The 17,297-nt window shown below is 60.9% G+C and carries 15 protein-coding genes; 14 read left to right on the top strand and 1 reads right to left on the bottom strand.

Features of this window, described 5'->3' with window-relative positions:
- The first annotated feature begins 3 nt into the window (after positions 1–3).
- The 11 genes from AruPA_RS08745 to AruPA_RS08695 all read left to right on the top strand — a co-directional run bounded on the left by AruPA_RS08745 (position 4) and on the right by AruPA_RS08695 (position 12,207).
- Positions 4–1,512 (top strand): NADH-quinone oxidoreductase subunit M, encoded by a 1,509-nt coding sequence (locus tag AruPA_RS08745; RefSeq protein WP_265636483.1) that lies wholly within the window; start codon positions 4–6, stop codon positions 1,510–1,512.
- Positions 1,509–2,957 carry an NADH-quinone oxidoreductase subunit NuoN gene (gene nuoN / locus AruPA_RS08740; RefSeq protein ID WP_265636292.1) on the top strand — a complete coding sequence of 483 codons (1,449 nt, stop codon included), beginning with the start codon at positions 1,509–1,511 and terminating at the stop codon, positions 2,955–2,957. Before AruPA_RS08745 ends, nuoN begins: the two co-directional genes overlap by 4 nt.
- Positions 2,954–3,682 carry a biotin--[acetyl-CoA-carboxylase] ligase gene (locus tag AruPA_RS08735; protein WP_265636291.1) on the top strand — a complete coding sequence of 243 codons (729 nt, stop codon included), beginning with the start codon at positions 2,954–2,956 and terminating at the stop codon, positions 3,680–3,682. Before nuoN ends, AruPA_RS08735 begins: the two co-directional genes overlap by 4 nt.
- A gap of 22 nt (positions 3,683–3,704) precedes the next feature.
- The gene (locus tag AruPA_RS08730; RefSeq protein ID WP_265636290.1) at positions 3,705–4,505 is read left to right on the top strand and encodes a type III pantothenate kinase; all 801 of its coding nucleotides are present in this window, start codon (positions 3,705–3,707) and stop codon (positions 4,503–4,505) included.
- Between the two features lie 19 nt (positions 4,506–4,524).
- On the top strand, positions 4,525–6,189 hold the full coding sequence (locus AruPA_RS08725; protein ID WP_265636289.1) for a ribonuclease J: 1,665 nt from the start codon (positions 4,525–4,527) through the stop codon (positions 6,187–6,189).
- Positions 6,190–6,437: 248 nt separating this feature from the next.
- Entirely contained in the window at positions 6,438–7,532 is a 1,095-nt protein-coding gene (locus AruPA_RS08720; RefSeq protein WP_265636288.1) for an acyltransferase, read from the top strand.
- 34 nt (positions 7,533–7,566) lie between these two features.
- The gene (gene proS, locus AruPA_RS08715) at positions 7,567–8,880 is read left to right on the top strand and encodes a proline--tRNA ligase (protein WP_265636287.1); all 1,314 of its coding nucleotides are present in this window, start codon (positions 7,567–7,569) and stop codon (positions 8,878–8,880) included.
- Positions 8,880–10,127 carry a lipoprotein-releasing ABC transporter permease subunit gene (locus tag AruPA_RS08710; RefSeq protein ID WP_265636286.1) on the top strand — a complete coding sequence of 416 codons (1,248 nt, stop codon included), beginning with the start codon at positions 8,880–8,882 and terminating at the stop codon, positions 10,125–10,127. Before proS ends, AruPA_RS08710 begins: the two co-directional genes overlap by 1 nt.
- Complete coding sequence (locus AruPA_RS08705) at positions 10,120–10,797, top strand: ABC transporter ATP-binding protein (RefSeq protein ID WP_265636285.1); 678 nt, start codon at positions 10,120–10,122, stop codon at positions 10,795–10,797. The genes AruPA_RS08710 and AruPA_RS08705 overlap by 8 nt, the downstream gene beginning before the upstream one ends.
- Positions 10,798–10,814: 17 nt before the next feature.
- Positions 10,815–11,753, top strand: a complete 939-nt coding sequence (locus tag AruPA_RS08700) for an alpha/beta hydrolase (RefSeq protein WP_265636284.1) — start codon at positions 10,815–10,817, stop codon at positions 11,751–11,753.
- Positions 11,743–12,207: a phosphate-starvation-inducible PsiE family protein gene (locus AruPA_RS08695; RefSeq protein WP_265636283.1), complete on the top strand. Its 465-nt coding sequence runs from the start codon at positions 11,743–11,745 to the stop codon at positions 12,205–12,207. The genes AruPA_RS08700 and AruPA_RS08695 overlap by 11 nt, the downstream gene beginning before the upstream one ends.
- A gap of 130 nt (positions 12,208–12,337) precedes the next feature.
- Here AruPA_RS08695 and AruPA_RS08690 read toward each other — a convergent pair whose 3' ends face one another.
- The gene (locus AruPA_RS08690) at positions 12,338–14,125 is read right to left on the bottom strand and encodes an ABC-F family ATP-binding cassette domain-containing protein (protein ID WP_265636282.1); all 1,788 of its coding nucleotides are present in this window, start codon (positions 14,123–14,125) and stop codon (positions 12,338–12,340) included.
- 65 nt (positions 14,126–14,190) lie between these two features.
- On the opposite strand from AruPA_RS08690, the gene AruPA_RS08685 reads away from it, so the two are divergent.
- The 3 genes from AruPA_RS08685 (at position 14,191) to AruPA_RS21795 (ending at position 16,905) form a co-directional block, all read left to right on the top strand.
- Positions 14,191–15,777 carry an NAD(P)/FAD-dependent oxidoreductase gene (locus AruPA_RS08685; RefSeq protein WP_265636280.1) on the top strand — a complete coding sequence of 529 codons (1,587 nt, stop codon included), beginning with the start codon at positions 14,191–14,193 and terminating at the stop codon, positions 15,775–15,777.
- A 164-nt stretch (positions 15,778–15,941) separates the two neighbouring features.
- Positions 15,942–16,091 (top strand): hypothetical protein, encoded by a 150-nt coding sequence (locus tag AruPA_RS08680; RefSeq protein ID WP_265636279.1) that lies wholly within the window; start codon positions 15,942–15,944, stop codon positions 16,089–16,091.
- A gap of 502 nt (positions 16,092–16,593) precedes the next feature.
- A complete protein-coding gene (locus AruPA_RS21795; protein ID WP_408858588.1) occupies positions 16,594–16,905 on the top strand; it encodes a TonB family protein in 312 nt (103 codons plus the stop codon).
- Positions 16,906–17,297 lie beyond the last annotated feature (392 nt).

The following is a 17,297-nucleotide window of genomic DNA, read 5'->3' as shown; positions in this document are numbered from 1 at the left end:
ATGATGAGCTTTCCCATCCTGTCGCTGATGATCTGGCTGCCGCTGGTCGGTGCCGCGCTGATGTTCATCCCCCAGGGCAGCGACGCCGCCGGTGCGCGCAACGCCCGCTGGATCGCGCTCTGGACCAGCCTGATCGTGTTGGTGCTGGCTGCTATCACGCTGGTCGATTTCAACCCAGGGATCCATGGCTTTCAGTTCACTGAAACCGCTGCCTGGATTCCGCAATTCCATATCGCCTACCGCCTCGGCCTCGACGGCATCAGCCTGTTCTTCGTTGTCCTCAGTGCTTTGCTGACACCGATCGCGATCTTGGCAAGTTGGCGGGAGATGCGCCGCGTGCGTGATTACATGGCCGCGTTCCTGTTGCTTGAGACCATGACGATCGGCATGTTCGCCTCGCTTGACTTCCTGATGTTCTATATTTTCTTCGAAGCCGTGCTGATCCCGATGTATCTGATCATCGGCGTCTGGGGCGGCGAGCGGCGCATCCATGCCGCGATCAAGTTTTTCATCTTCACGCTCGCCGGCTCGCTGCCGATGCTGCTGGCGCTGGTGTGGATGTGGCATCACGCGGGTACCACGGACATGCTCACGCTGATGCACACGCCGATCGCGCCGCATATCCAGGATTGGCTGTTCATCGCGTTCCTAGCCTCGTTCGGCGTCAAAGCCGCCGTCTGGCCGCTACACACCTGGCTGCCTGATGCCTATGGCGAGGCGCCGCTGCCCGGCACCATCATGCTCGCTGCGGTGCTTTCGAAAATGGGTGCCTACGGCTTTCTGCGGTTTTCGCTGCCGATGCTGCCGCAGGCCTCGGCCTATTTCGCGCCGCTGATGTTCGCCCTTGGAATTATGGGGGTTATCTACATCTCCTTCGCCGCCCTGGCCCAGACTGATATGAAGCGGATGATCGCCTATTCCTCGGTCGCCCATATGGGGCTCATCATCGTCGGTATCTTCACGTTCACTGTCATCGGCATCGAAGGCGCGCTGTTTCAGATGGTCTCGCACGGGCTGGTGATCGCTGCCCTGTTCCTCTGCGTCGGCATTCTGCTGGCGCGCGGACATTCGTTGCGGCTCGACCAGTTGGGCGGACTTGCCACCCGCATGCCGGTCTTTGCCGCGTTCCTGATGTTTTTCGTGATGGCGAATGTCGGCCTGCCCGGCACATCCGGATTCGTCGGCGAAATCCTGGTGATGATCGGCGCCATCCAGATCAATTTCTGGGTCGCCTTCCTCACCGGCACCGGCATGATCCTGAGCGTGATGTATATGCTGGTCATGGTCCGCCGTGTGTTGTTCGACCATGCCCGCAGCATTGCGAACGCGGTGATCGGCGATCTGTCCGCCAAGGAATGGCTCATGCTGGCCCCGCTCGCGATCATGGTGCTCGGCCTCGGATTCATTCCGAGCGGCCTGACGACGGCGTTTCACACGGCAGTGACCGATCTGGTGCACGCGCATGTTGCTGCCATGTCGCCCCCGTCCCATTTCGCGATGGCCAGACCATGAGCACCCCGATGACGATTTTCGATACGATGCTGCCCATCCTGTTTCTCGCGCTCACCGCCATGATCATGTTGATGTCGGGCGTGTTCAGCCGGCGCGATCATAGTTTCGCGATCACCGGTGCGGCGATCGTGCTGTTCGCGATTACCGCGCGCCTGATGTTTGCGGCTCCGGATGGTACGATTTTCCATGGACTGTTCATCACCAATGATTTCACCCGCTTCGCCGATCTGCTGGTATTGGTGGGGGCAGCGGGCGCATTGTCGCTCTCGGTCGCGTTCAACCAGCGCACTGGCATCACGCGGTTCGAGTACCCGGTGCTGATCGTCTTCGCCGTCATCGGCATGGTCGTGCTGATTTCGGCGGGCGACCTGCTCACCCTGTATCTCGGCTTCGAACTGATGTCGTTGGCACTCTACGTCCTGGCGTCCTTTGCCCGGTATAATCTGCGCTCATCGGAAGCCGGTCTGAAATACTTTATTCTCGGTGCCCTCTCATCGGGTATCCTGCTGTACGGCATTTCGCTGGTCTATGGATTTTCCGGCACCACCGCGTTCACCGGAATCTCGCGGGCCTTCACCGGCAGCGCCAGCGCCTCGCTCGGTTCGACGATCGGCATCGTGTTCGTCCTGGTCGGGCTCGGTTTCAAGATATCGGCGGCGCCGTTCCACATGTGGACGCCCGATGTCTACGAAGGTGCGCCGAGCTCGGTGACCGCGTTTTTCGCGACCGCGCCGAAAGTCGCCGTATTCGCGCTGCTGCTGCGCGTGATGCTCGGCCCGTTCGCACCGCTGTTCGCGCAATGGCAGGATCTGGTGCAGATCCTTGCTGCCGCCTCCATGATCATCGGCGCGCTCGGCGCGATCGGCCAGACCAGCATCAAGCGCCTGATGGCCTATTCGTCGATCGGACATATGGGCTACGCGTTGATGGGACTCGCGGCCGGCTCGCTGATTGGCGTGCGCGCCACGCTGATTTATCTGGCGATCTACGTCGTGATGTCGCTCGGCACGTTCGGCTGCATCATCGCGATGTCGCGCAAAGGACGCCCGGTCGAACGCATCGCCGATCTTGCAGGCATGGCGAGCGAGGACGGCCGCTACGCGTTGGTGCTCGCGATCATGATGTGGTCGATGGCCGGCATTCCACCCCTTTCGGGGTTTTTCGGCAAGTTCTATGTCTTTGCCGCTGCGATCGATGCGCATCTGAACGTGCTTGCGGTCATTGGCATTATCACCAGCGTCATCGCGGCATTCTACTATCTGCGTGTCATCAAGGTGATGTATTTCGATGCCGGCTCGCCCGGCTTCGATAAGCGCACCGCCGGTATCAACCTAGTCATCGGCGTCAGCGCGATCGCGACGGTGCTGTTTGTCTTTTACCCATCGCCGCTTTCCACCGTCTCGTCGCTCGCAGCCCATGCTTTATTTCCGAGCCAGGGATTTTGACGCGATTTACCCCGTGGCGGATCGAACACTTCGAAACGCTTTCCTCGACGTCTGATCTTTGCGCCGAACGCGCGCGCGCCGGCGAGGCTGATCGGCTGCTGATCATCGCGGCAAGCCAGACCGCCGGGCGCGGCCGGGCAGGGCGCGTGTGGTCTTCGCCGCCCGGCAATTTCTACGCCTCGGCCCTGCTCCGCCCCGGCATCGCCGCCGTTGAGGGTGGTCTGTTCGCACTGATGGCAGGATTGTCGCTGCTCGAAGCGATCGAGCAAGCCAGCGGTACCGACGCAGCACTCCGCCTGAAATGGCCGAACGACATCACCGCAGGCGCCGCCAAACTCGCCGGCATCCTGCTCGATGCCACGATCGAACTGGGCCGGATCGCCACACTGGTTATCGGGTTCGGTGCCAATCTCGTGTACGCCCCCGAAATCCCCGATCGCGCTACCACCAGCCTCGCAGCGCTCGGCCTCCGCCTCGCGCCCGGGGATCTGGCAACCGCGCTCTGCGCGCGGCTTGATCATTGGCAGCACAGTCTGAAGACAGATGCCGGTGCAACCCTCCGGGCCTCATGGCTTCGCCGCTCTCACCCGATTGATGCCGCGCTCGCAATTGATGGCGGGCGTATCACCGGGCGTTTTGCCGGACTGGCCGGGGATGGCAGTCTGTTGCTGGCGCAGGGCGAGCGGGTCACAATTATTCGCAGCGGCGATGTCGCCCTTTTGTGACGCATAGCAAGAGCCACAGCACATGAAACTGGTAATCGATGCCGGGAATACCAATATCGTCTTTGCCGTACACGACGGCACTGCTTGGCGTGGCATCTGGCGCATCGCAACCGATGCGCAACGCACTTCCGATGAGTACGGCGTCTGGCTCGGCTTCCTGCTGGAGCGCAACGGCATTGCCAATGGCGACCTTAGAATGGCGATCATTGGCACGGTGGTGCCGGCCGCGCTCTATCATCTGCGCAGGCTCTGCCGCGACTGGTTCGGCATCGAACCGTTGGTTGCCAGTGCCGCGCTCGACTGGGGGTTCACGATCGATGTCGATAATCCGAACGAAGTCGGCGCCGATCGACTGCTGAATGCGCTGGCAGCCCATCAGACTTATGGCGGCCCGTTGATCGTGGTCGATTTTGGTACGGCGACGACGTTCGATGTGGTGGACCAGTCCGGTGCCTATATCGGCGGTGCCATCGCGCCGGGCATCAATCTCTCGGTCGAGGCGCTGCATCAGGCCGCCGCCCGCCTGCCGCGCATCGGCATCGGCCGGCCGCAGCGGGTGATCGGCACCTCAACCATTCCCGCCATGCGGTCGGGGATCTATTGGGGCTATGTGGGTCTGGTCGAAGGCCTGATCACGCGGATCGAAGCCGAATACGGCCGACCCATGAAAACTATCGCGACCGGCGGCCTTGCCCCGCTCATTGCCGAGGGCAGCTCCCGCATCGAACGCACCGACCCTGATTTGACCCTTGAAGGGTTGCGCCTGCTCAGCCTGCGTAATCCTGCCCCGCCATTGCGCAACCGCGAGCCTGATAACGACTGATGATGAAAGATCGATACGAATGAACCAAGCTGCCAAAGGCCAGATCACGCCGGGCCTGACCTTCACACCACTAGGTGGGACCGGCGAGATCGGCATGAACCTGAACGTTTATGGGCTCGACGATGCCTTGCTTGTGGTCGATTGCGGCATGGGCTTTGCCGGGCCGGAAGCGCCGGAGGCGGAACTGCTGGTACCGGACCCCGCGTTTCTGAAGGCTAATCGCGATCGCATTCGCGGCCTTGTGATCACCCATGCGCATGAGGACCATATCGGCGGCATCGCCCGTATTTGGGATAGTTTGCGCTGTCCGATCTATGCAACGTCGTTCACCGCCGCGCTGATCCGCTATCGCCTAAGCGAGGCCGGGCTGCTGCGCACGGTGCAGATTCACGAAATCAAGCCCGGCGCCCGCTTCGAGATCGCGCCGTTCTCGCTGCAATACATCCGTATGGCGCACTCCACGCCGGAAGCTCAGGCCTTGGCCATAACCACGCGCCTCGGCATCGTGCTGCACACCGGCGATTGGAAGCTCGACCCCGAACCCCTGATCGGCCCCCCGACCGACGAAGCCGCCTTGCAGGCGCTGGGCGACAAGGGCGTATTGGCGATGATTTCGGACAGCACCAACGCCCAGGTCGAAGGTCATTCCGGATCAGAAGCCACCGTGCGCAAAAGCATGACCGCGCTGATCGCGGGGCTGAAGGGCAGGGTGGTTGTTACGTGCTTCTCCAGCAACATTGCCCGGATCGACACGGTGGTGAAAGCTGCTCTGGCAGCCGATCGCCATGTTGCGCTGGTCGGCCGCAGCCTCGCGAAATATGTCGAAGCGGCACAGGAAGTCGGCTATCTGCGGGACCTGCCGGATTTCGTGCCGGAAGACGAAGCCGGCCGCATTCCCGATGACAATCTGCTTATCCTCGCGACGGGCAGCCAGGGCGAAAAACGCTCGGCACTCGCGCGGATCGCGGCGGATACCCACCGCAACATCGCGCTGGGCGAGGGCGATACCGTAATTTTCTCATCGCGCCAGATCCCCGGCAACGAACGTGCGATCGGTGCGGTGCAGGACGATCTGGTCCGCGCCGGGGTCAATGTCATGACCGCGGATGACCATGTGGTGCATGTGTCTGGCCATCCGGCGCGCGATGAACTCCGCCGACTCTATCGTCTGGTCCGCCCGAAATACATTATTCCGACCCATGGGGAATGGCGCCACATGGCAGCCCAGGCCGACCTTGCCGAAGCCGAAGGCATCAGCACGCTGTTGCTGGAAGATGGCGATGTGGTTCGCCTCGGTCCCGGCGAACCCGAGGTGATCGATTCGGTGCCGGTCGGCCGCCTCGCGGTCGATGGCGATCGCCTGGTGCCGATGCAGGGAGGCGTCATGGCCGCCCGCCGGCGCATGATGTTCAACGGTGTTGTGGTTGGCAGCATCGCGGTCGATAAATCCGGTCGCGTCAAAGGTGGCGCGCAGATCACCGCGCCGGGCCTGTTCGAAGCGGGTGATGTCGCGCTCGGCGCGCTGGAGGCGGATTTCGTCGCGAGTTTCGAGGAGCTTCCCGCCAGCCTCCGCACCGACCGCGGGTCGGTCAAGGAAGCGGCCCAGGCGGCGCTGCGCCGTGTGCTTGGTCGCCGATTCGGCAAACGTCCGATGGTTGACGTTCACGTTATTCCGATTGGTTGATCAAAAAACAGGCGAATGATGACTTCTTGGCTTTATATAGCATACTTGATAGGCAAATATTGCTTGAATGCGTATTTTGTGTGAACAATCTGTCCTGATTTAACTTTACGTGAGGGATGTTGCGATGCATCATGTGCCATAGAGTGAAGGTTGGTTCTTTACTCTGCCGTGTGACTGGCGTTTCCTCCCTGAACTTGGCCCGCTGGCCCTATGGTCGGCGGGCTTTTTTCTGGTCATAGTCCAAATACATGAACAAGACTCGCGAATTGACGGATCTGACCGCCTGCCGCGCGCTCTTCGCGCTCTGGGTGTTTGCTTATCACGCTAACCTCCACGCGCAGTTCAGCCGCTGGCTAGGGCCGATCGGTACCGTCATTGACCACGGTTATCTCGGTGTTGATGGGTTCTTTGTCCTGTCTGGCTTTATCCTCACCCGGGTCGACAATAAAATTCCGCTCACACGGCAAGGGTTGCTGCACTTTTGGGGCAAGCGACTCGCCCGGCTCTACCCCGTGCACCTCGCGGTCATCGTACTGCTCGGCGCCATTTTCATCGGTGGTGTCGCCATCGGCATCACGCCGCGCCATCCCTACCGGTTCGGAACCCTGGCGCTAATCGAAAACCTGGCGCTGGTCCAAAGCTGGGGCGGCCTGCACCATTGGACATGGAACTACCCCTCCTGGTCGATCAGCACGGAATGGGCGGGCTATCTGGTTTTTCCGTTTACGGTCGCAAGTCTCGCGATATTTTTCAATCTCGCCGTCGTTGCCGCCATGCCGCTGTGTTTTTTCATCCTCTGCGTGGTGGCCTTTGTCTATCACGGCCTGAATCTTACCTTTGCAGCCTCGATGCTGCGCTTCTTTCCTGAATTCATCGCGGGCATGGCAACGGTCACAATCGTGCCGATGCTGGCTGATGAAGTCTCGGGCGTCACGATCGGCCTAAGCGGTGCCGCGCTGGCCGCCGCGTTCGCCTGGGCCGGGCACGATGCGTTGACCGTCTTCGGCCTCTGGCTGATGATCTATGGCTTCGCGATGCAGGGCGATGCTGAGCGCACTGCGTATCTCGGCCGCATCAAGCCGCTACGTGCGCTCGGGATCATGTCCTATTCCTTCTACATGAGCTTTGCTCCCGCGGAACTGGTCACCGCGCAACTGTTCCGCCGCCTCGCCATCGCGCCTGCTCATGCGCCGTTGCCCTATATCGCGGTGCTCGCACTGATGACGCTGGGTCTTGGGATCTTACTGCATGTGCTGATCGAAAAGCCCGCCCGTGTGGCGCTCAACCGCCGGCTTGACCCCGCAAGGGCCGAGGCTCTGGCCGAGGGCTCCGTGCCGCTGTAGGAGAACGGGCTTCAACACTCGCTCAGGACATCGCATGCGCCTTTCCCGCTCGCTCATCCCCACCATCAAGGAAACCCCCGCCGAGGCGCAGATCGTCTCGCATCGGTTGATGCTGCGCGCCGGGCTGATCCGCCAGCAATCCTCCGGCATCTACGCCTGGCTCCCGGCCGGGCTGCGGGTGCTGCACAATATCGCGAACATCGTCCGCGCCGAGCAGGCACGTGCGGGGGCGCAGGAAATCCTGATGCCGACGATTCAATCCGCCGACCTCTGGCGCGAAAGTGGCCGCTACGATGCCTATGGCCCCGAAATGCTCCGCATCCGCGATCGCCACGATCGCGAGATGCTCTATGGCCCGACCAATGAGGAAATGCTCACCGCGATCATGCGCGACAGCGTGCAATCCTACCGCGACCTGCCGCAGATGCTCTATCAAATCCAGTGGAAGTTCCGCGACGAGGTTCGCCCCCGTTTCGGCGTGTTGCGGGGCCGCGAATTCTACATGAAGGACGGCTACAGCTTCGACCTTGATTATGCCAGTGCCGTCTCCAGCTATCGCCGCATGATGCTCTCCTACATGCGCATCTTCCGCGATATGGGCGTGCGCGCCATCCCGATGCGCGCGGATACCGGTCCGATCGGCGGCGACCTCAGCCATGAATTTCACATTCTGGCCCCCACCGGCGAAAGCGGCGTGTTCTACGACAAGGCTTTCGAAACCATCGATCTCGGCGACGACACCTATTCCTACGAAAGTCAAACCGACCTCGACGTGTTTTTCGATCATATGACCTCGCTCTACGCCGCCACCGATGAAAAACACGACATTGATGCGTGGTCGAAAATCCCTGAGGCTGACCGCCGGGAGGGCAGGGGCATCGAGATCGGTCAGATCTTCTACTTCGGCACCAAATATAGTGAAAAAATGGGCTTCGCCGTGGTCGGGCCGGACGGTGCAAAAATCCATCCTGAAATGGGCAGCTACGGCATTGGCGTGTCGCGCCTGACCGGTGCGATCATCGAAGCCAGCCATGATGATGCCGGGATCATCTGGCCCGACGCGGTCGCCCCGTTCCGCGCCGCCATCCTCAACCTGCGCCAAGGCGATGCAACTACCGATGCGCTGTGCGAAAAGGCTTACGCCAGCCTCGGCGATTGTGTGCTATATGACGACCGCCCCGCGCGCGCCGGCGAAAAATTTGTCGATGCCGATCTGATGGGCCACCCTTGGCAGATTATCGTCGGCCCGCGCGGGGCCGTGAACGGCATGGTCGAACTCAAGCGCCGCCGCACCGGCGAACGCGCCGAACTTTCACTCGAAGACGCGCTGGCGAAAGTGCGCGGCTGATGTTCAGTGCTTTCGAGCGCCGCATCGCCTTTCGTTACCTGCGCGCCCGCAAGGGCGAGCGCTTCGTCTCGATCATCGCGATTTTTTCACTGATCGGTATCGCCCTCGGCGTTGCCACGCTGATCATAGTGATGAGCGTGATGAATGGCTTCCGCCAGGAACTGCTCGGTCAGATCCTCGGGCTGAATGGCGATGTCGGCGTCTACGGCGCCGGCGGCAATATCAGCCAATACGATGCGGCCGCCGGCAAGCTGATGAAAATCCCCGGTGTGATCAGCGCCATTCCGATCGTGCAAGGCGAAGTGCTGATGACCGGCCCGCACGGCGGCGCCATCGGCGGCATGGCCCGCGGCATCCAACCGCAGGGCCTCGCGCAATTGCGCACCGTATCGCGTCACATCGTCGCAGGCTCGCTCAGCAATTTTTCAGGTAACGATATCGCGATTGGTGCTGGCGTCGGCACCCAGCTCGGCATTGCGGTCGGCGGCACCATCACACTGGTCCTGCCGCAGGGCAACGCCACCATCATCGGCACGATTCCCCGCATCGAAAGTTTCCACGTCAGCGCCATTTTTCAGACGGGCATGGCGCAATACGATTCGAGCTTCGTCTTCCTGCCGCTGCAATCCGCGCAAATCCTGTTCCGCACGCCGAACGCCGCGACCCAGATCCAGCTGTTCGTGAAAAACCCCGACAAGGATGGCCCGATCAAGGCGGCGATCCCCCGCGTGCTGTCCGGCACCCCGGTCAACATCGTGGACTGGCAGGACAGCAACAACGCCTTCTTCGCGGCGGTCAACGTCGAACGAAACGTCATGTTCCTGATCCTGACGCTGATCATCATCGTCGCGGTGTTCAACGTCGTGTCTTCGATGATCATGATGGTAAAAGATAAAACCGCCGATATCGCCATTCTGCGCACGATGGGTGCGTCGTCCGGCTCCGTGCTGCGAATCTTCTTCATGGTCGGCGCCTCGGTCGGTGTCATCGGCACCGCGATTGGATTTGTCCTCGGCGTGGTATTCTGCGCCTATATCGAGCAGATCCGCTTGTTCATCCAGAACGTCACCGGCACCCAACTCTTTAATCCCACGGTCTATTATCTGGAATCACTCCCCGCGCAGCTTGAATGGAGCCAGGTGATCGAGGTGGTCGTCCTCGCCATCGCTTTGTCCTTCGCAGCGACCATCTACCCAAGTTGGCGCGCCGCCCGCACCGACCCCGTGGAAGCCCTGCGCCATGAGTGAAATCCTCAATCTCGTGCATCTGGTCCGCACCTTCCACGGTGAGGGCGAGGATCTGCACATCCTGCGCGGTGCCGACCTCACGCTGAAGGGCGGCGAAATCGTCGCTCTGGTGGCACCCTCCGGCTCGGGCAAATCAACCCTGCTGCATCTCGCAGGTCTGCTTGAAAGTCCCGATTCCGGTACCATTCGCATCGGCGGCATCGATACCGCACGCCTGTCCGATTCCGAAAAAACGAGGCTGCGCCGCGATGAAATTGGCTTCGTCTATCAGGCGCATCATCTGCTTGCTGAGTTCACCGCGCTCGAAAACATCGCCATTCCGCAGTTGATCGCGGGCGTCGCCAATAAGGCTGCCGAAGCGCGCAGCCGGAATCTGCTCGAAGCCTTCGGCCTAGCCAACCGCGCCAATCACCTGCCCGGCAAACTCTCCGGCGGCGAACGCCAGCGCGTCGCCATCGCGCGCGCCATGGCCAACGCGCCCAAGCTGCTACTGGCCGATGAACCGACTGGCAATCTCGATGTCGCGACCGCCGACATCGTGTTTGATGAATTGCTGCGCGTGGTGCGCAGTGAAAACGTCGCCGCGCTCATCGCCACTCACAACCCCGATCTCGCCGCACGGATGGACCGCGTGGTCGTTCTGCGCGAAGGTCTGCTGGTCGCATCATAATCGACGGAGGAAACATAATGGCAGACCTCGACCGCAGCGCCGCAATGGTGCTCGATCTGATCCGGCTTTCCGGCGCGCCCACCACGGACACGCTGAGCCCCGCAGAGGCACGCCTCGCCTACCGTAACGCCCGCTTCGCGCTGAGCCCGGAGGCACCGGCGCTGGCCGACGTGCGCGACCTTTCGGCCCAAGGTCGTACCGGCCCGATCCCCCTGCGTTTGTACCGCGATGGCAGCGATACCAGCCCCCGCGCCGGCCTCGTTTATTTCCACGGCGGCGGCTGGGTGATCGGCGACCTCGATACCCATGATGTCGTCTGCCGTCAGCTTGCCCAGCGTACCGGCGCCGTCGTCATTTCGGTCGATTATCGCATGGGGCCGGAACATAAATTCCCCGCCGCGGTCGAAGACGCGATCGATGCGACATCCTGGATCGCCGGCAACGCGCCCGACCTCGGCATCGACCCGCACCGCCTCGCGGTCGGCGGCGACAGTGCAGGCGGTAACCTCGCCGCCGTCGTCGCGGTCGATGCACGGGACAATCACGGTCCCGCCATCGCTCTGCAGGCATTGATCTATCCCTCGGTCGCACTCGCCATGTCCACGCAAAGTCATGAGGATTTCGCCGAAGGCTACGGGCTCACCCGCGCCACGATGCTCTACTTCCGCGGCCATTACCTGCGCTCCGAGGCCGACAAGCAGGAATGGCGCGCCTCGCCCATGCGCGCCGCTCACCACGCCAACCTGCCGCCTACCCTTATCATCACCGCCGGGTTCGATCCGCTGCGCGACGAAGCCGAAGACTATGCCCGAATGTTGATCACCGCCGGCGTGCCGGTTACCGTCAGGCGCTTCCCCGGCCAGATCCACGGCTTCATCACCATGGGCCGCATCATCCCCGAAGCGACCGAGGCGATCAACGAAATCGCGGATGCCATGGCCGCCCGTGGCCTCTGAGCCGAAACCGCGCAAGCGCTGGCGGGCGCTGATCTTCCGCGGCTACGACGTCGCGGTCGATGCGGTGATCATCGGCGTCATCCCGCTGATGCTGATCGCCCTGGGCTTTGCGTTCGTCGAAGCCATCATCACCACCATCCAACTCTTCCCCCAACTACGCCCCGCCAGCGTCGATGCGTTCGAACTCCGCACCCTGGTCGAACGGATCCTCGACGTCGTCATCCTGATCGAATTGTTCAACACCTTTATGGACTATGCCCGCACCCGCCGCATCCGCCTCTCGACCCTGCTCGACGTCACCATTGTGTTCTCCCTGCGCGAAATCCTGATCAAACTCTACGCCCAGACCTTCTCCTCGCGCGATCTGGTGGCACTGTGTATTCTGGTGATCGTTTTGGTGATTGCGCGGAGTATTACAATCAAGGTGTCTCCGGCGCTTAGTAAGGAAGGGTAGCAGTTCTCTTTTGTAAAAAAGAACCAAAAAACTTTTATTATTTTGGGCGGAGGCGCTCATTCGCCACAGGCTCTGCCCCCGAATCAGAAAGTTTTTTGCTTCTTTTTTGCGAAAAAGAAGCCTTCCCTTCCTACCCCTCAACACTCTCCCGCCGCATCTCCAACTCCAGCCACTCCGCCTCCAGCACCCCCATCCGCTCATGCAGCCCCGCCAGCGCCGTCATATTCGCCTGAAACTGTTCCGGCCGCTTGGTGAACAACTCGGTATCCGCAAACGTCGCCTCCAGCGTATCGATTCTGCTCTGGACCCCGGCAATCTCCTCATTCAGCGCCTTCAACCGATGCCGATCCTTGAACGAAAACGCGGCTTTCTCGCTCACCCGCTTCGCGACCGGCCCAGCCTTGCGCACCGTCGCCGCCTCGCGTACCCGCTCACCGCGCTGCGCCAGCATGTCCGAATACCCGCCGGCATACTCCACCCAGCGCCCATCCCCTTCCGCCGCCAGGGTCGACGTTGCAATCCGATCCAGAAAATCACGATCATGGCTGACCAGCAGAATCGTGCCGGCGTAATCGCTCAACATGTCCTGCAATATATCCAGTGTCTCCAAATCCAGATCATTGGTGGGCTCATCCAGAATCAGGAGATTGGACGGCTTCGCCAAGATCGCCGCCAGCAGCAAGCGCCCGCGCTCACCGCCCGAAAGCGTACCTACTGGCGTGCGCGCCTGCTCCGGCCGGAACAGAAAATCTTTCATATATCCGATCACATGGCGCGATTCGCCACCCACCTCGACCAGATCACTCTTCCCCCCGGTCAGCGTGTCCGCCAGCGTCCGCGTCGGATCGAGTGCCGCGCGCTGCTGATCGAGCGTTGCGACCGCAAGATTGGTCCCGGTCTTGATCGTCCCGGAGTCCGGCTGGTCCTGCCCGGTCAGCAAGCGCAGCAGCGTCGTTTTACCTGCGCCATTCGGCCCGACAATCCCCAACCGGTCGCCCCGCAATACGCGCAAAGTCAGATCGCGGATAATCACCTGATCGCCATAGGATTTATCGATCCCCTTCGCGTCCACCACGATCTTGCCGGAGAGCGAGGCGGCACTGGCGCTGACCTGCAATTCCCGCGTGTCGCGTTTTTCCGCGCGCTTCTTCTCGCGCAGCCCGGCTAGTTCCGCTACCCGCCGCACGTTGCGCTTGCGCCGCGCGGTCACGCCATAGCGCATCCAGTCTTCCTCGCGCACAATCTCGCGCGCGAGTTTCTGCGCATCGCGCGCCTCCTGCTCGAACACCTCGTCGCGCCAGGCCTCGAAATGCGCAAATCCCCGATCGATCCTGCTGGTCGTGCCTCGATCCAGCCAGACGATGCTGCGCGAAACCTTCTCCAGCAGCCGCCGGTCATGGCTGATCAGCACGATGCCCGCGCGCGAACCCCGTAGTTCCGCCTCCAGCCACTCGATTGCCGGCAGATCCAGATGATTGGTCGGTTCATCGAGCAGCAACACATCCGGCGCCGGCGCGAGCACACGCGCAATTGCCGCCCGCCGTGCCTCGCCGCCCGAAAGCCGGTCCGTCGTCTCCGCCCCGCTCAACCCCAGTTGATCGAGCAAACCCCGTGCCCGATGCCCGTCGGTCTCCGCATCCAGTCCGTCAAGCACATAATCGAGCACTGTCGGAAACGCCGATAGATCCGGCTCCTGCGGTAGATACCGCAGCGTCGCCCCCGGTTGCAGAAACCGCGAGCCGCCATCGGCACTAATGATATCGGCGGCAATTTTCAACAAGGTCGACTTGCCCGACCCGTTGCGCCCGACGAGGCAGATCCGTTCACCCGCCCCCACGCCGATCTCGGCACCGTCGAGCAGGAGCGATGCGCCGAGCGCGAGCCGGATATTCTGTAATGCCAAAAGGGGAGGAGCCATGGCCGCGTTGTGGCCAATCGCGCCCGATGTGGCAAGCTTCGCACAGAGTTGGTAAGTCCCCTGCCATGCTCCGCCTCACCGAAATCATCCTCCCGCTCGATCATGACGATGCGGCCCTCGCCGCCGCCGTTGCCGGGCGCCTTGCTCCGGCCATCGTGCAACATTTCACGGTGTTCCGCCGCGCGATCGATGCCCGCCGCAAAGCCGCGATCCGCCTGACTTATACGATCGATGCATCGGTCGCGGATGAAACCGTTGTCCCAACCCACCCCCATATCCGCCAGACACCCGACACCAGCTACCGACCCCCACCGTCCAAAATGGCGCGATCCCGCCCGATTGTAATCGGCACGGGCCCCTGCGGAATTTTCGCCGCCCTCATCCTCGCTCAGGCCGGCCTCCGTCCGATTATTCTCGAACGCGGCAAACTGGTCCGCGAACGCACCAAGGATACCTGGGCGCTCTGGCGGCGCGGCATCCTCACCCCTGAATCCAACGTCCAATTCGGCGAGGGCGGGGCAGGAACCTTCTCGGACGGGAAACTCTACAGTCAGATCAGCGACCCCAACCATCTCGGCCGCAAAGTCCTCACCGAATTCGTCGCCGCCGGCGCGCCTGCCGAGATACTCTACGTTGCCCACCCGCACATTGGTACCTTCCGCTTGGTTGGCATGGTCGAGGCGATGCGCGCCACCATCGAGCGCCTCGGCGGCGAATACCGTTTTGGCGCCAAGGTTACTGGCTTGCTGATCGATGCACAGCCCCGCCGGGCACGCGGCGTCGTGCTTGCCGACGGCGAGACGATTGCATCCGATCATATCATTCTCGCGATCGGCCACTCCGCGCGTGACACGTTCGAAATGTTGCGCGATATCGGCGTGCATCTCGATCCCAAACCGTTTTCCATCGGCTTTCGCATCGAGCACCCGCAATCGCTGATCGACCACGCCCGCTACGGCAGCTTCGCCGGCAACCCAATCCTCGGCGCGGCCGACTACAAACTGGTCCACCACGCCAACAACGGCCGCAGCGTCTACAGTTTCTGCATGTGCCCCGGCGGCACCGTCGTCGCCGCCACCTCCGAGCCCGGCCGCGTCGTCACCAACGGCATGAGCCAATATTCCCGCAACGAACGCAACGCCAACGCCGGCATCGTCGTCGGCATCACCCCGGCCGATTATCCCAACGCCGATGCCGGCGATATCCTCGCCGGCATGGCATTCCAGCGCAGCCTCGAATCCCAGGCCTACATCGCCGGCGGCAGCACCTACCACGCCCCCGGCCAACTGGTCGGCGACTTCCTGGCCGACCGCGCCTCGACCACGCTGGGCGATGTCACCCCCAGCTACAAACCCGGCGTCCACCTGACCAACCTCGCCGCCTGCCTGCCCGACTACGCCATCGAAGCCATCCGCGAAGCCATCCCCCACTTCGCCAAAAAAATCCCCGGCTTCGACCGCGCCGACGCCATCCTCACCGGCGTCGAAACCCGCACCTCCGCCCCCATCCGCATCACCCGCGGCAACGACGGCCAGAGCCTCAACACCCCAGGCCTGTTCCCCGCCGGGGAAGGTGCCGGTTACGCCGGCGGCATCCTATCCGCCGGAGTCGACGGCATCCGCGCGGCAGAAGCGGTGATGCGCGCGGGTTGATGATATTTCCTTGATTAATAAACCGCGTTGGATTATGACTATAGGTTCATGGATATGGTCTTTTGACTATAGGTAGATTAATCCTGACCTCCATCGCGAAATCCGAATTCAAAGCGCGTGCCCTGGAATATTTCCGCCAAATCGAGGCGACGGGCGAAATAGTTGTGATCACCGACCATGGTGTACCGAAGCTCGAAGTGCGGCGCTATCAGCCGAACGGCGATGACCCGCTCAAACTGCTGCGCGGATCGGTGTTACGTTTTGACAATCCGACAGCACCGGTCGGTGACGATGATTGGGATGCACCAAGCTGATACTGCTCGACACCCACGTGCTGATCTGGTGGGCCAAGGGTGACCTGGACCGCTTGTCCGCACCGGCCCATTCGGCAATCGATGCGGCGGGCCCCTTTTAACCGCCGAGGATAAAATTCAGCATTACGCGCATGTGCGGACCAACTGGTAAGCCGGATTAACCGCCCCCCTTGCGCCCTCAGCCACGACCGCGTATCTAGTTTTTATTAAATTGTGGTTCACCTCATGATCTTCGTCATAAAATTGGAATTAAAACCCGCTTGCGGGCGTTATAGCCGGCGCTGATCAAGTGAAATATAAAAACTCTTGGGTAATTGCATGCACTTTAGTCGCTTTCAACTTGGCAGGCTGTGCGGTTTCATCAGGTCCGGCGGTTACAGTGTCGCAATTATGCCAATCTCTCAAATACGAGCCCGGTACCGCACAATTTCGAAATTGTATATTTTACGAAAATTATAAGATTAAAGAAGCGGGGAGCAGTAGATTAATAAACCAAAGAACAATGTTTTATGCTTTTAAAATTAGGCAGTCGATTATATCGAGACTTAATGACCCTAAAAGACGACTGGATCAATATTTAAAGCAGATGCAAGTTAGCGGTAAGGCTTATATTTTAATAACAGTTACCGGCGCTGGTACTGTCTCAGGTGCATCCATCTACAGGAGCAGCGGCAATCGGATCGCGGACCAACTTGCCCTCAAGCTGATTATGTTGTCCGCACCTTTTCCGCCTACACCAGACGCAAACACATTACGATTTTTGATCCCACTGACTTTCGAGCCTCATCATGTAAAGCCGGAACTAAGAACCTAATGGTCCGATCCTGACGCTCACTACCCGAGCGTCAAGTGAATCGACCCGCTAGTGGACAAATTCAGAGGACTCTTCCCTCTGATTTTATCCACTAGCTGATGAAAGCCATCACAACCGACCGGCCGTCGTGAACACAACAGTTTCCAACCTACGATGGGTCATACATCACGATATTAAAACACTAAGAAAGTAGCTGTAGAACAATATATGCAAAAGATAAGAGCGATACGCATGTTTAGCCTGATGGTCCTCGTTTGAAGTGGACCCTTTGGTATGGACCACTTGGGGCGGGGTATAAGATGGAAGCTGATCCGTTCTGATCTCCTAAAGGGCTATCAAGCTACCTGCTGTTGTTGCGGCTGTGGAGATGTGGGCAACGCGGCAGCGTTGTC

The sequence above is a fragment of the Acidiphilium sp. PA genome, assembly GCF_026191915.1.
In the GTDB taxonomy this organism is placed as follows: Bacteria; Pseudomonadota; Alphaproteobacteria; order Acetobacterales; family Acetobacteraceae; genus Acidiphilium.
This window is presented reverse-complemented; position numbering and strand designations above follow the sequence as displayed.

Coding starts and splice junctions, on each gene's coding strand:
- AruPA_RS08745 (WP_265636483.1), top strand. CDS start 4: ATGAGCTTTCCCATCCTGTCGCTGATGATCTGGCTGCCGCTGGTCGGT.
- nuoN (WP_265636292.1), top strand. CDS start 1,509: ATGAGCACCCCGATGACGATTTTCGATACGATGCTGCCCATCCTGTTT.
- AruPA_RS08730 (WP_265636290.1), top strand. CDS start 3,705: ATGAAACTGGTAATCGATGCCGGGAATACCAATATCGTCTTTGCCGTA.
- AruPA_RS08725 (WP_265636289.1), top strand. CDS start 4,525: ATGAACCAAGCTGCCAAAGGCCAGATCACGCCGGGCCTGACCTTCACA.
- AruPA_RS08720 (WP_265636288.1), top strand. CDS start 6,438: ATGAACAAGACTCGCGAATTGACGGATCTGACCGCCTGCCGCGCGCTC.
- proS (WP_265636287.1), top strand. CDS start 7,567: ATGCGCCTTTCCCGCTCGCTCATCCCCACCATCAAGGAAACCCCCGCC.
- AruPA_RS08710 (WP_265636286.1), top strand. CDS start 8,880: ATGTTCAGTGCTTTCGAGCGCCGCATCGCCTTTCGTTACCTGCGCGCC.
- AruPA_RS08705 (WP_265636285.1), top strand. CDS start 10,120: ATGAGTGAAATCCTCAATCTCGTGCATCTGGTCCGCACCTTCCACGGT.
- AruPA_RS08700 (WP_265636284.1), top strand. CDS start 10,815: ATGGCAGACCTCGACCGCAGCGCCGCAATGGTGCTCGATCTGATCCGG.
- AruPA_RS08690 (WP_265636282.1), bottom strand. CDS start 14,125: ATGGCTCCTCCCCTTTTGGCATTACAGAATATCCGGCTCGCGCTCGGC.
- AruPA_RS08685 (WP_265636280.1), top strand. CDS start 14,191: ATGCTCCGCCTCACCGAAATCATCCTCCCGCTCGATCATGACGATGCG.
- AruPA_RS21795 (WP_408858588.1), top strand. CDS start 16,594: ATGTTTTATGCTTTTAAAATTAGGCAGTCGATTATATCGAGACTTAAT.